Consider the following 14,529-nt stretch of genomic DNA (forward strand, 5'->3'; position numbering starts at 1 on the left):
CCCCTTTTCATATTTATTTACATTTATTAAAACTTCCAGAATTCACAGGCAACATCTTTCATTTCTTTAACAATAGCTTTTTTATCTAAGTTAACCAATTGTTTTTCTTTTAAAATATGTTTACCATCTATGTATACATTTGATATAAATTCTTTTTTACCTTGCACTACTATCTGGTCAAATATATTATCAAGTGTTACAGGAGTTTTAAATTCATCTTCCATAACTATTATATCTGCTTTATTACCAACTGTTATTTTTCCTGATTTTTGAAGTCCCAATGCATAAGCACCATGTTCTGTTGCCATCTTAAATACTAAACTTGCGGGCATTACAGATGCATCTTCTTCAACTGATTTATGCATTAAAAATGCACCTCTCATAACTTCAAAAAAATCATTTATATATCCATCTGTGCCTAATGCTACTTTTATGCCTTTTTTAATCATTCGTGGAACTGGAGAAAAACCGCCACCTACTTCACAATTACTAAGAGGCATGTGAACTACCTTTACACCTTTCTCCTTTAATATGTCTATCTCTTCATCATCTACTTTTACACATTGAGACGCTAATACAGTCTCATCTAATATATCTAAATCATTGTAGTAATCAACTGCTTTTTTATTAAAGTGTTTTTTAGAGTAGTTTGGTTCATATATACTCTCACATAAATGAAATTGCATTGGTGCCTCTAATTTTCTTGCATCTTCTTTAGCTTTTTTGATAAATTTATCTGAACATGTGAAACTAGTATGTGTACACATTATTCCATTTATTAATTTACTGTTTTCTCTACTCCATTTTATTAAATTAGAATTTTCATCTAAACATCTTAACCCATTTTCATAACTTATTCTTTCACAACTTTCTAGAGATAAAACTGCTTTCATTCCTATTTCTTCTAGTATCTTCCCTTGCTCAATTAAAGTTCCTTTTTCTGTATTTGGAGCTTCTAATGTGTCACAAAATGCTACTACACCAGATTCTATAAGTTCTATTGCAGATGCTTTAGTTGTGGCTTTTACTTCCTTTAGTCCTATTCTATTTTCTATAAACGGCCACCAATAGTCATTTAAAAATCCTTCGAAATCAGTAAAATGTACATTTGCTGGTATTCCTCTAGAAAGCACTCCATATTGATGCATATGCCCATTGATAAAGCCTGGCATTACTATGGCATCTGATTTATTTATTATCTCTGAAATATCTTTATATTTTAATTCAACTTCTTCATTTGGCAATATATCTTTTATAATGTCATTTTCTATTACAACAGCATAATTTGTATATATTTCATCAGCAGAAGATATTAAGTATTTACTTTTTATAGCAACCATTTATTTACCTCCCTGATTTAGTTTTTTCATAGCCATATAAACCTTTTCAGAAGTTATAGGAAGTTCTCTTATATTCACACCTACTGCATTAAAAATTGCATTTGCTATTGCTGGAGCTGGCGTATGAATAACTATCTCTCCTAAAGATTTTGCTCCATATGGTCCTGTTGGGTCATAATTATCTACAAAATCTACTAATATATTTCCTATATCCTTTTTTGTTGGAACTTTATACTGTAACAAATTAGAAGTCTGAAGTTTACCATCAGAACCATGTCTAGGATCTTCATACATTGCAAGCCCTATACCTTGAGTTACTCCTCCTTCAACTTGTATTCTTGCAAGTGCAGGATTCATAACTGTACCACAATCAGTTGAACAAGCATAGTTTATCACCTTAAATTCACCTGTTGTTTTATCTAGTTCAATCTCTGCAAAACCTGCTAAAAATGGTTTTGCACTCTCTTTTATCCCATAAGATTCAGATGAGTATAAAACATCTTGATTTCCACCACCAACAGATTCTCTTCCTAATTCACTTAATAAAACAAACTTTTCTACATCCTCACTATAACAAACTCTGTCTTCATATAGCATTAAATCATCGATTGGTAGGTCTAATTTCTTCTGTGCTACTTTTAGTATCTTTTGTTTTAAACTTTCAGCTGACTTTATTGTAGCATTTCCAGTTACATAAGTAGTACAAGATGCATATGCTCCAGTATCATATGGACACATATCTGTATCTCCTGTATAAACAGAAATTCTATCAATAGATGTATTTAGTGTCTTGGCAGCAATTTGTGCAAGTATTGTATCAGAACCAGTTCCTAAATCTGAAGACCCAGAAAATAACTTATAAGTTCCATCCTCATCCATTCTCATATTTACTATTGCCATATCTATGTTAGCTATACCAGAACCATGAGTTCCAACTGACATTCCAACAGCTCTTACTTTATTATTCCCAATATCTATAACAGGATATTTTTCATCCCATCCAATTAGCTTTTTGCCTCTAATTATACATTCATCAAGTGCACAACTTCTTATTGGAAAATTCATTATTCCGCCTTCAGTTTGCTTTTTTATAATGTTTTTTAATTTTATTTCTGTTGGGTCCATATTAAGTTTATGTGCTAATTCGTCTATTGCACAATCAAGTGCAAATGTACCTTGAGTTGCTCCGTACCCTCTCAATGCTCCCCCTGGAACTAAGTTAGTATATACAGTCCTTCCATCAAACTTTATTGCAGGTACATTATTATAGGTTGGAAGCACATTATGCCCTGACTCGGAACAAACTGAAGGTCCATTGTCACCATAAGCACCTGTATTGTTTAATGCTTTCATATCTATAGCTTTTATATTTCCTTCTTTATCTGCTCCAACTTTTATGTCAAAAAACATCTGATGTCTAGTATTAGTCATTGCAAAAGTTTCTTCTCTAGTATATATAAGTTTTGCTGGTCTTTTCGTCATCCAAGTTACAAATGACGCATATATCTCTGTTACAGCTATATTTTTTCCACCAAAACCTCCACCTATCCTTGGCTTTATTACTCTCACCTTTGAAAGAGGTATTCCCAATGCTCTTGAAACCTGTCTTCTCATATGATAAGCTGATTGATTTGCAGAAGTTACTACTAGTCTACCATTAGTATCTATATATGTGTAAGCTCTATGAGTTTCCATCATACAATGTGCTTGTGATTGAGTCATATAAGATTCTTCTACTATCACATCACACTCTTTAAACTCTTTTTCTACATCACCTTTACCCATTTTTTCTCTTGATACTATATTTTTTGTAGCATCTAATCCAAAATCAAACGGACAAAACAAATCATCTTCTTCATGTATTAAAATTTTATTACCTTCTGATTCTCTTGCATCTAATATTGGTGTCATTACTTCATATTCAACTTTTATAAGTTTCATTGCTTTAATAGCTGCTCTTTCATCTTCAGCCGCTATTATAGCAACTTCATCTCCTACATATCTCACTATATCTTCAAGTATTAATTGGTCATGAGGTGATGCTTCTGGATATGATTCTCCAACCATTGAATATCTATAATTTGGTACATCCTTGTAAGTAAATATATCTACTACACCTTTTACTTTTAATGCATTTTTTATATCAATATTTTTTATTTTTGCAAAAGCATGTGGGCTTCTAAGAAGTTTAACAGTCAAAACATCCCTATGAAAAATTAAATCTTCAGTATATATTGGTTTACCAGTAACAATGGCTTCACTATCTATTTTTCTTACTTCTTTATTTACCATTAAACTCACCCCCAATACTATTATACATTCTAACAACTAATGCTTTTGCCATATCTTTTCTATACTCTTTACTTCCTCTTATGTTACTTCCAAATGAAAGTTCTTCACTTGATACCTCTCCAGCTTTGTTTGCATCATTTTCTAAGCTTAGCACTTCACTTGCTTTGTATGCAATCTTTGCTCTTCTTGGTCTAGCTCCTATTGCAATTTTATAAGAATTTCCTTCTTTTAACATTGCCCCATTTAATACCGCAAAATCACCTGTACATTTTCTTATTGAATCAAATACACCTATAGCATCTTTTTTAGGTAATATAATTTCCATTAATATATCTTTTTCAAGCTCACTTTCTAAAAAATCAGCTAAATTCATAACCCCTTTTTTATATAACTTAACCTTTGCATCTACTACTAGTAATGAAGGTATTAAATCTGAAAATCCATACTTAGCAAATACGCTAGCTCCCACTCTAGCTCCACTTCTAAATTGAACTCCTACTATATTAGAAACAGCGTTTGAAATTACTCCACTACAGTAATTTTTAATAACCTTATTTAATTCTAAAGTTCTTAAACTTGTATCTGCTCCAATTAATATACTATTCTCAGTTTCATTTATATAATCTAAACCTAGGTCTTTTAAATCTATTGCTGAACCAATATTTTTGCTACCTAGTTTTAAAAATCCGCAGCCTCCAAGTATTATGTTGTTTTTTCTTGATATTAGCAGTTCATAAGCTTCATCTAAACTTTTTGGAACTACATATTCCTTTATAGTTATCATATTCTCTCCCCATATCAATTTAATTTTCACTTAAAAAATTTAAGTGTTCAAATATTTATGTATTGCTCTTAGTTGACCTTTATATCCTGTACATCTACAAAGATTTCCATTTACATAATCTATAACTTCTTCTTCTGTTGGATTTTGAAGTTCTCTTTTCATTGCTAAAACCATCATTATAAATCCAGGAGCACAAAATCCACATTGGTCAGCGCCTTCATCCGCAAGAAAATCCCCAAATTTCTTAGCTTCATCTACTACGCCTTCAAGTGTTGTAATGTGTTGTCCCTCTACTCTAGCAGTAAGATAATTACAAGACAGCACAGCTTTGTTATTTACCATTACTGTACATAGACCACATGAGCCAGTATCACATCCTTTTTTAACACTTACATATCCATTTTCCCTTAATGTATCTGCTAAAAAATCATCTGGTCTTACATTCAATTCTTTTTCTTTATTATTTATGGTACATTTGATAATCAAATAAATCACCTCAAAACTCATATTTTTAAGCCAAAGTCTATACTATATTTAATTTATTTAAGAATAATATTGTATTTATTAATAAAGACTATTCCACTTATGGCCTTCCATTCTATTCTTTATAGTCCCTCTTACACAAAGTCTCTCAGCTGTATCTTGAGCATCTTTTAATACTTTTTCTTCATCAGTTGTTAATATTTTTGAATCTTCCATTATTATATTTCCATCCACTATAACACTCTCTATATTTTTCATGCTAGAAGAATATACTAATGTAGACACTGGATTATGCATAGGTATTGCTTTTGGTGAAAGCATTGGATTAAATATTAGTAAATCTGCTTTTTTACCAATTTCTAGTGAACCTATCTCATCTTCCATTCCAATAGCTCTTGCTCCATCTATAGTCGCTAGTTCAAGAACTTTTTCTGCTGACATTGCTAATGGGTCACATTTATTAACTTTATGTTGAAGTGCTGTTAATTTCATAAGTTCAAGCATATCTTGAGAGTTATTGCTAGCAGCTCCATCTACGCCTAAACTAACTGTTATTCCTTTTTTAAGCATTTCTGGTACTGGTGCAACTCCTGAAGATAAATACATATTACTTGCTGTGTTATGAGACACCTTCATGTCATATTTTTTAGTAAGTTCCATATCCTCTTCAGTTAAATATACACAATGTACCATAAGTACATTTGGTCCAAGTATTCCCAATTTCTTTAAAACATCTATGTCATATTGCCCATGCAATTCTTTTGCTGCTTCTCTATCAAAAGGAGTTTCTGATATATGTACTGTAAATAAAGCATCATCATATTCTTTTACTACTCTCCAAAGCATCTCAAGCATTTCTTGAGAATTTGACCATATTGCTGCTGGAGCTACTCCTATTTTGATTCTTCCATTCTCTGTATTGTGGTGTTTTTCAAACAATCTTCTTACATCTTTTTCAACCGTTTCTACATCTTGCATTATTCCAGGATGAACTCCAAATTGAGCACCTGTGTTCATACATCCTCTTCCAAGTATTCCTCTTATTCCTAATTCTTTATAAGCATCTATTATTCCATCACAAAGACCTTGTTTACTGTGAGGGTACATATAGTCAACCATTGTTGTTATACCACTTCTAAGACCTTCCACACAGCCAAGCATTGCAGCATCATAAGTGTCCTTTGGCTCTAAATAATTGGCTGCTGGAAATGTCATAGTTTCTAGCCAATCTTTAAGTACCATATCATCTCCTAATCCTTTTAATAAAGTTTGGAATAAATGATTATGTGTATTTATAAAACCTGGGAATAGGACTTTGCCCTTAGCATTTATTACCTTTTTAACATCAGTGTACTTACTTTCTATTTCTTTAGAATTCCCAATATCTGCAATCTTGTTATCTTTTACTACTAATGCCCCATCAAAAATAACTTCTCTCTCTTTGTTTACAGTTACTATTATCGCATTCTTAATAAGTATATCCATCATTCTTATTTCCCCCTGCATTATTTAGTAATTTTTCTTTTAATATATTGACCTGCTGGTTGCTCCATGATATTACAACTTTGTACTACATGCTTTCCTCTTAAAAAAACATCTTCAACTTTACATCTGACTTTAACTCCTTCATATGGAGTATAATCTACATTTTGTTTTTGATTCTTATAACTGATTATTTCTTCTTTATCTGTATTTAAAATCACTATATCTGCATCACTTCCTACAGCTATTTCACCTTTTTTAGGATACATCCCAAATATTTTAGCAGCATTTGTGGAAGTAACTTCTACAAATTTATTTACACTTATTCTATTTTCCAAAACCCCATATGTATATAAAAGAGATAATCTATGTTCAACACCTGGTGCTCCATTTGGTATTTTACTAAAATTATCAATTCCCAAATCTTTTTGACCTTTAAAATTAAATGAACAATGGTCTGTACCCACGGTCTGAATATCACCCTCAGACAAACCTTTCCAAAGAAAATCTATATCTTCTTTTTTTCTAAGTGGAGGAGACATTACATATTTAGCTGCCTCAAATTCATCCTTATTATATAAACTATCTTCTAATAATAGATATTGCGGACATGTTTCTACTATCATATCTACATTTTTTTGTCTAGCTATCTTTATACTTTCTAGTGACTCTTTACAACTTAGGTGAACTACATATGATTTTGAGTTTGACAATTCAGTTATATCAGCAAGTCTTGAAACAGCCTCTTTCTCAACTATGTTTGGTCTTGTAAGTGGATGATATTTAGGTTCTAAATCTCCATTTTGTAAACGTTCTTCTATTAATGCATCCAATAAATCTCCATTCTCACAATGAAATTCAACTATACAACCTAGGCTTTTAGCTTCCTTTAGTACTTTGTATATTGTTCCATCATCTACTTTCATACCTTCATATGCCATATACATTTTAAAGGATACTATTCCATCTGAAATAAGCTTTTCCATGTGCGTAAATGTATCTTTATCTAAGCATGTGATTGTCATGTGAAATCCATAATCACAATAACAATTTCCATTTGCTTTTTTATGATATGTTTCTACACCTTGTATTAGATTTTCTCCTTCACTTGATTCTGCAAAGTCTAGTATAGTGGTAGTTCCTCCAGCTATAGCCGCTCTTGTTCCTGTTTTAAAATTATCAGCAGTATTTATAGAGCCTGAATTCATATCAAAGTGAGTATGTGTATCTATACCTCCAGGAATTATAAGTCTCCCTGTAGCATCAATTACTTTGTCATTATTTATTTCTAAATCATTTCCTATTTCAGTTATCTTTTCATCTTCTATTCTTAAATCACTTATATAAGTTTTATCAGAGGTAATTATAGTTCCACCTCTTAGTATTGTTCCCATATATACCTCCTAACTTTTAAGCTCTAGTAGATTCTTTTAGAATTTTAATTTTATATTGTTTACATAAATTTATGTTTGCCAAAGGTGCTAAATTTAGCACCTCTAGACTATATTTAAATAATTTATTGTGAACTAAATATTATTTTCCATATACAGATTTTAATATTCCATAGTAACCTTCTGTTCCTATAAATAATTGTTCTTGTTCTATGTACTCATCTATTGTATGAGCAAGATTTTCTTTAGAAGGACCAAATCCTATTGTTTTTATTCCAGCTTCACCTGCATAGTGACTTCCATTTGTACAGAATGAATATTGAGTTATTTCTGAATCTATTCCAGCTTCTTTTAATCCTTTGTATGCTGCTTGAACAAATTCATCATCTTCATCATATAACCAACCTGGGAAGAATCTTTCACTTTCTATAGTATTTCCTGTATAACAGTCAGCTTTTTCAGATGCATAAGAAACTTTTGCATTTAATTCTGAGTCTTCTTTCATCATTTCATCTAATAAGGCTTGTATTGGAGCTAGTACCCCTTCTCTTGTTTCTCCAACTAATAATCTTCTATCAAAAGTAGCTTTACAATAATCTGGCACCACTGATGCACCTGGATATGGAGAAGATTTTATATCTGTTAAAACTAATATTCCATCACCTAAAACTGGATGAGTTGGAGGTACTAATTGTTGTATTCTTTGAATTACATTAGCCATTTTATAAACTGCATTTACACCTTTTTCTGGGTTAGCAGAGTGAGCTGGTTTACCAAAAGTTTCTACAACTATTTCTCCTCTACCTCTTTGACCAATCTTTAAGTTTAGTTCTGAAGATTCTCCGATTACAACATAATCAGGTTTAACAGCTTTACTTATTTCTCTAGCTGAAACTCCTTCAAATATTTCTTCATGAACAACTCCTGCTACATATAATTCACCAGCAAAGTCTTTATTAGTATCTTTAGCAAAATACGCTACAGCAGACATCATTGCAGTATACTGACCTTTCATATCAGAAGTTCCTCTACCATATATCTTTCCATCTACTATTTTTCCTTCAAAAGGAGGAACACTCCATTTACTTGCATCTGGAACTGGAACTGTATCTATATGACCATCAAATAATATTTTTTTACCTGGTCTATTTCCCTTTATGCATCCTACTATATTTCCATATCTATCTCTTGACCAGCTATCAAAGCCTAATTTTTCAAAAGATTCTTCTATTGCTTTTACAACCCCTTCTTCATTTCCAGAAGAACTAGGATTTTGGATTAGTTTTTGACATATCTCAGTTACTTCTTGTTTTCTTTGTTCGTTTAGCATTTCGTTATCCCCCTAGATTTTATAAATGTATATTTTAATTTAAGCCTTTATAATTTATATAATTTCTAAATTTTAGAACTTATAATCTTTTTAATATGTAAATGATTATTTGATAAAGATAATATTTTAATAATTATCTATATGCTTGGATACTCTCCATCCCAAACTATACTTCTGTATTTATCAGGGTCAGTATCTCCTTCTGTACTTATTAAAAGTACTCTTGAATTTTCATCTAACTTTAAATCTCTTCTTAAGTCAGCTAAATCTTCTCTTTCCATAGCTGCTATTAAAAGACCAGTTGTAACCGCTCCAGACTCTCCAGAGATTACTTTTTCATCACCATTTAAAGGATTCCCCAATGTTCTCATACCTTTAGCAGAAACCCAGTCTGGTGCTGAAACGAATGCTGCTGCATGATTTTTTAATACTTCAAATCCTATAGTATTTGGTTCTCCACAAGCAAGACCTGCCATTATAGTTGGCATATCTCCACCTACAAATCTTGGTTTTCCATCTCCTGCTTCTGCTGATTTATAGTAACAATCTGCCTCATCAGCTTCTACTACTACTGTTATTGGGCATTCATCATATATTGAAGCAACATATCCTTGAACTGCACCAGCAAGCGAACCAACTCCTGCTTGCACAAATACATGTGTTGGTCTATCTACTCCATATTCTTTTAATTGTTCTATAGCTTCTTGAGCCATAGTTCCATATCCTTGCATTATCCATGCTGGTATTTCTTCATATCCATCCCATGCTGTATCTTGAACCATTACTCCATGGTCATCAGCTTCTGCATAATCATTAGCTAATCTTACTGCGTCATCATAATTTAAGTCTGTTATACTAGCATCTGCACCTTCTCCCTTGATTTTATTTAATCTAAATTCAGAAGAACCTTTTGGCATTAATACAACAGATTTTTGACCTAATTTATTAGCTGTCCAAGCAACTCCTCTACCATGATTTCCATCTGTAGCTGTAAAGAAAGTTATTTCTCCTAATTTTTCTTTTATTTCATCTGAAGTTAATTTTTCATATCCTAACTCTGATATATCTGTATCTAATCTTTGAGCTAAGTATTTACCCATAGAGTAAGAACCACCCAAAACTTTAAATGCATTTAATCCAAATCTATAAGATTCATCCTTAACATATACTCCTGCAACACCTAATTTTTTTGCTAAACCTTCTAGGTTTGCTAATGGAGTTTCTTTATATTGAGGAAAGCTTTTATGGAAGTTTCTAACCTTAGTTATTTCTTGTTCATTTAAAAATTTGATACAATTTTCTTTATCGCCCTTTGGCAGATTGTTTACTTTCCATTTAATTTCTTTTAGCATCTAAAATACCTCCAAATTATTGTTAAATTTTTATACTCTATATATTAGCAATTAACATGCCAACACTTAATATATATCAAATATTTTTCTGTGTCTATTTAGCATAGAATTTGCAATACTTTCAACTTTTTTTACTTTTATCTATTAGGTTATCTAATGTATATAGAATTTGATAATAAAAAAACCTTTTTCATCTTCTCACTTTTTAATTCTCATTTTTAAAATTTAAAAATTAATACTTAAAACGTATTCCTTATGTATTTTTTGACATATAAATCTATAAAATATTTAATAAAAGACATAAAATAGTGATGTAATATTTTATTACATCACTATTTTTTATTGAGCGAATAGTAAAAATTCAACTCGTATGTATATAAGTTTGTAACTGTATCAACTTAGTTTTCAGTTATGGAATTTTGTGATAAAGTGAAACAAACAACACTACTTTTGGCATTCACATAAATAATTGCAGATTTGTAATTATCATCTGTCAGATTAAAGTAAAATGCTATATTTCCTTTTCCCTTAGAGTGTCAACTTTATATCTCACATATCCATATGTCTTTATTTTTTTTGAAGAAGTAATTGCTTTTTAATGGTCTCTAAGAGGTGATTTTTCATCTTTTTTAACATCTAATTCTTCTTTTACAAGATTCCATTTTTCAAGACCAAACTTAGAAACCATAACTGCTTCTGCAGCACCTTTTCCAAGTCTTTTTACTGTGTCCATACCTGTTTCGTCTTCTTGAGCCCCTTTTGCTTTTCCATCTTTACTCCATATTGTACCGCCTATATAGCATCCTCCTAATCCTCCAGATACTAACATTTCATGCATTAAGAAGAAATTTATTATAGGAAGTTTTGTTAATTCTTGACCACCATATCTAGTTCCACCAGTAGTTATAGCTGCTCCAACTTTATTTTGAAGTTTTCCTGGATGAACTAAATACATAGGACGAAGTCTATTAAATACTGCTGTAAGTTGAGCAGTTATATTCATATCATACACTGGAGAACCCACTATAATTCCATCTGCTTCTAATATTTTTTGCTCTAATTCTTGTATGTCATCTTTTATGATACACATAGTCTCTTTTCTTATACATGCATCACAATGCACACAAGGACTTATTTTTTTCCCTCTAACTGACCAATACTCAGTTTCTATACCAGGTATAGTTTCAGCTTCTTTCAAAGCTTCTAATACTGCATATTCTGTTGCTCCTTTACGTGGACTTCCACAAATACCTAATATCTTTGCCATAACAATATCTCCTCATCAAATAAATCTATTTTTATTACTTTCTATAACTTTAATAAAGTTTCATTTTAAGTTTAAGTATTATTATTTTAATTTTATTGGCAATGAATGTATCTCTACATTAGTTGCATCATATACTGCATTTGCTACAGCAGGTGCAACTGGTACAACTGCACATTCACCAATACTCTTGCCACCAAAAGGTCCAGCTTTTTCATAACTATTTACAAATGCAACTTGACACTTTGGCATATCGACAGTTCTAAATAATTTATAATTTTTAAAATCAGTAGCTTTAGGTCTTCCTTGCTCATCAAAGGCTAGCTCTTCACTTAACGCATAACCTAACCCCATATGAATTCCGCCTTCTAATTGACCTTCTAAATTTAGAGGATTTATAACTCTACCAACATCATGTACAGCTACAAAATCAACTACTTTTACATCTTTAGTTTCTTTATCTACTAAAACTTCAGCAAAATGTACACCATAAGAAGTAATACCTGCTGGAGAAGAGTAATCTTCAACAACTGTCAATTCTCTCAAAGACTTACTTTGACTATATACTGCAACATCAGATAATGATGCTTTAATATTTTCATCAAGTTTACTGATTACATATCCATTATCTAGATATAGCTCTTCTTTTGAAATTTCGAGTAATTTTTCTGCTTCTTCCAGTATTAAAGTCTTTAATTTTTCTGCTGTCTTTTTAGCTCCTCCACCTTCTACAAATACACCTCTACTTGCATAATCTCCAAGATTAAATGTACATGCATCAGTATCAGTTTCAAAAGTATCAACTTTATCAGGAGTTATTCCCAAAACTTCAGCTACCATCATTGTTTGCATAGTTACAACACCATTACCCATATCATGTGCTCCCGTAAGTAGTGTTAGTGTACCATCTTCGTTTAATTTAAGAGTCAATGTGACAACATCTCTATGTGCACCAAAAACTCCATTACCATGTGCACCTATTGCCATACCTATACCTCTTAAATAATTTCCTTCTTCTTTTGGAAGAGCTTTCTTCTCATCCCATTTAAACATTTTTTTACCTTGTTCAATACAATCAAGAACTCTAGGATTGCCAAGAGAACCGTGGAAGATTATATCAACATCATCTGGCTCTACAGCATTCTTATTTTGAAAATCTACTAAATCCATACCTATTTTCTTAGCTATTTTTGCAAATTGAGCTTGTTGAGCCATAAATATTTGAGGTGAACCATAACCTCTCATGGCACCTGCTATTGGTGTATTTGTATATACTGGTATTCCAGTAAATTTTATATTTGGTATTTTATAGACTTTAAACACTTTATGGCTAAGTGCTCCTATAACATTTAATGCACTTGATGCATATGCACCTGTATTTGTGTATATTTTTATCTCCTGTGCTATTACTTCTCCATCTTTATTTACACCAGTTTTTAGTTTTACAAAAGACCCATGACGAGTTCTTGTTGATATCATAGACTCTTTTCTTGTAAGAACCATTTTGACTGGTCTTCTCGTCATTTTTGACAATGCTGCTGCTACTGGCTCAATTGTCATTTCTAATTTCCCACCAAATGAACCTCCAATAGCAGGTCTTATAACTCTTATCTTATTTAATGACATCCCAAAAATTTGAGATAATATTATTCTAAAACCAAATGTATTTTGGCAAGGTGTATGTACAATCAATTTATCATTATAATCATAATGTGCAATTACGCTGTGAGTTTCTATTGCACTATGATGTATAGCAGGAGTAGAGTATTCGTCTTCAAAGATGTAGTCACATTCTTTAAAACCTTTTTCTACATCTCCACCATTTATATTATTTTGAGAAACCATGTTTGAATCTCCGTGTATACATATAGCATCTTCTTTTATTGCATCTTGTATAGTAAATATAGCTGGTAATTCTTCATATTCTACTTTTATAAGTTTTACAGCTTTTTCTGCTATTTCTGGTGTTTCTGCTGCAACTGCTGCTACACGGTCACCTACAAATCTAACTGTATCTGAAAAAATAACTTCATTTTCAGGTATATTATGTTCATAAAATCGTAAAGAACCATTATATTTTCTCTGTGATGTATTGAGATGTGTAGCTATGGCTCTAACTCCAACGATTTTCTCGGCTTCACTTGTATCTATACTTTTTATTTTTGCATGTGCTACTGGGCTTAAAAGCATTTTAGCATGAAGTGCATTTTGCGGTTTCATGTCTGCTACATACTTCATTTGACCAGTAACTTTTAAAGCTGCATCTTTTAGAGGGTATGATTTTCCTATGACTTTTTCCATAACTATCTACCTCCTAATCTAGCTGCAGATAATTTTACAGCTTCTATAATTTTTATATATCCTGTGCATCTGCAGAGATTTTCTTTAAAAGCCTCTCTAATCTCATCTTCACTAGGAGATGAATTTCTATTTAAAAGAGCTTGTGTAGTTATAATCATGCCAGGAGTGCAATATCCACATTGTACAGCTCCAACTTCTATAAAAGCTTCTTGTATTGGATGAAGATTTTCTCCATTAGCAAAACTTTCTATAGTGTATATAACTTTATCTTCACAGTTCCTTGCAAGAAGTTTACAAGATTTTATATCTACTCCATCTATCAAAACTTTACATGCTCCACAACTGCCACTATTACAACCTTGTTTCGCTCCAGTTAGATTTAATTTTTCACGAAGTACATGCAAAAGAGTTTCATTCTTTTCAACTTCTACTTCATACATGTAATCATTAATATTTAATTTTATTTTTTCCATTTTCTCCTCCTACAGATAAACTAATGTTGTAATAGAA

General features: G+C 31.5%; 11 protein-coding genes. All 11 read right to left on the bottom strand.

What is annotated here, in order from left to right; translation table 11 throughout:
- Positions 1-26: 26 nt before the first annotated feature.
- On the bottom strand, positions 27-1,340 hold the full coding sequence (locus IC219_RS03030; RefSeq protein WP_227482577.1) for an amidohydrolase family protein: 1,314 nt from the start codon (positions 1,338-1,340) through the stop codon (positions 27-29).
- A complete protein-coding gene (locus IC219_RS03035) occupies positions 1,341-3,632 on the bottom strand; it encodes a xanthine dehydrogenase family protein molybdopterin-binding subunit (protein ID WP_227434972.1) in 2,292 nt (763 codons plus the stop codon).
- Entirely contained in the window at positions 3,622-4,416 is a 795-nt protein-coding gene (locus IC219_RS03040; protein ID WP_227434965.1) for an FAD binding domain-containing protein, read from the bottom strand. The genes IC219_RS03035 and IC219_RS03040 overlap by 11 nt, the downstream gene beginning before the upstream one ends.
- A gap of 39 nt (positions 4,417-4,455) precedes the next feature.
- Positions 4,456-4,902, bottom strand: a complete 447-nt coding sequence (locus tag IC219_RS03045) for a (2Fe-2S)-binding protein (RefSeq protein ID WP_227434963.1) — start codon at positions 4,900-4,902, stop codon at positions 4,456-4,458.
- 78 nt (positions 4,903-4,980) lie between these two features.
- Complete coding sequence (locus IC219_RS03050) at positions 4,981-6,387, bottom strand: amidohydrolase family protein (RefSeq protein ID WP_227434961.1); 1,407 nt, start codon at positions 6,385-6,387, stop codon at positions 4,981-4,983.
- Positions 6,388-6,404: 17 nt separating this feature from the next.
- Positions 6,405-7,775, bottom strand: coding sequence for a dihydropyrimidinase (gene hydA, locus IC219_RS03055; RefSeq protein ID WP_227830594.1), 1,371 nt, complete (start codon positions 7,773-7,775; stop codon positions 6,405-6,407).
- Between the two features lie 139 nt (positions 7,776-7,914).
- A complete protein-coding gene (locus IC219_RS03060; protein WP_227482575.1) occupies positions 7,915-9,102 on the bottom strand; it encodes a YgeY family selenium metabolism-linked hydrolase in 1,188 nt (395 codons plus the stop codon).
- 137 nt (positions 9,103-9,239) lie between these two features.
- Positions 9,240-10,454, bottom strand: coding sequence for a diaminopropionate ammonia-lyase (dpaL, locus tag IC219_RS03065; protein WP_227830595.1), 1,215 nt, complete (start codon positions 10,452-10,454; stop codon positions 9,240-9,242).
- Between the two features lie 595 nt (positions 10,455-11,049).
- Positions 11,050-11,721 carry a flavodoxin family protein gene (locus IC219_RS03070; RefSeq protein WP_227434735.1) on the bottom strand — a complete coding sequence of 224 codons (672 nt, stop codon included), beginning with the start codon at positions 11,719-11,721 and terminating at the stop codon, positions 11,050-11,052.
- Positions 11,722-11,802: 81 nt separating this feature from the next.
- The gene (locus IC219_RS03075) at positions 11,803-14,019 is read right to left on the bottom strand and encodes a xanthine dehydrogenase family protein molybdopterin-binding subunit (protein WP_227434736.1); all 2,217 of its coding nucleotides are present in this window, start codon (positions 14,017-14,019) and stop codon (positions 11,803-11,805) included.
- Between the two features lie 2 nt (positions 14,020-14,021).
- Positions 14,022-14,492 (bottom strand): (2Fe-2S)-binding protein, encoded by a 471-nt coding sequence (locus tag IC219_RS03080; protein ID WP_227434737.1) that lies wholly within the window; start codon positions 14,490-14,492, stop codon positions 14,022-14,024.
- Positions 14,493-14,529: the final 37 nt, after the last annotated feature.

It is taken from the genome of Clostridioides sp. ES-W-0018-02 (genome assembly GCF_020658175.1).
Taxonomy (GTDB): domain Bacteria; phylum Bacillota; class Clostridia; order Peptostreptococcales; family Peptostreptococcaceae; genus Clostridioides.

Coding starts and splice junctions, on each gene's coding strand:
- IC219_RS03035 (WP_227434972.1), bottom strand. CDS start 3,632: ATGGTAAATAAAGAAGTAAGAAAAATAGATAGTGAAGCCATTGTTACT.
- IC219_RS03075 (WP_227434736.1), bottom strand. CDS start 14,019: ATGGAAAAAGTCATAGGAAAATCATACCCTCTAAAAGATGCAGCTTTA.
- hydA (WP_227830594.1), bottom strand. CDS start 7,775: ATGGGAACAATACTAAGAGGTGGAACTATAATTACCTCTGATAAAACT.
- dpaL (WP_227830595.1), bottom strand. CDS start 10,454: ATGCTAAAAGAAATTAAATGGAAAGTAAACAATCTGCCAAAGGGCGAT.
- IC219_RS03080 (WP_227434737.1), bottom strand. CDS start 14,492: ATGGAAAAAATAAAATTAAATATTAATGATTACATGTATGAAGTAGAA.
- IC219_RS03060 (WP_227482575.1), bottom strand. CDS start 9,102: ATGCTAAACGAACAAAGAAAACAAGAAGTAACTGAGATATGTCAAAAA.
- IC219_RS03040 (WP_227434965.1), bottom strand. CDS start 4,416: ATGATAACTATAAAGGAATATGTAGTTCCAAAAAGTTTAGATGAAGCT.
- IC219_RS03050 (WP_227434961.1), bottom strand. CDS start 6,387: ATGATGGATATACTTATTAAGAATGCGATAATAGTAACTGTAAACAAA.
- IC219_RS03070 (WP_227434735.1), bottom strand. CDS start 11,721: ATGGCAAAGATATTAGGTATTTGTGGAAGTCCACGTAAAGGAGCAACA.
- IC219_RS03030 (WP_227482577.1), bottom strand. CDS start 1,340: ATGGTTGCTATAAAAAGTAAATACTTAATATCTTCTGCTGATGAAATA.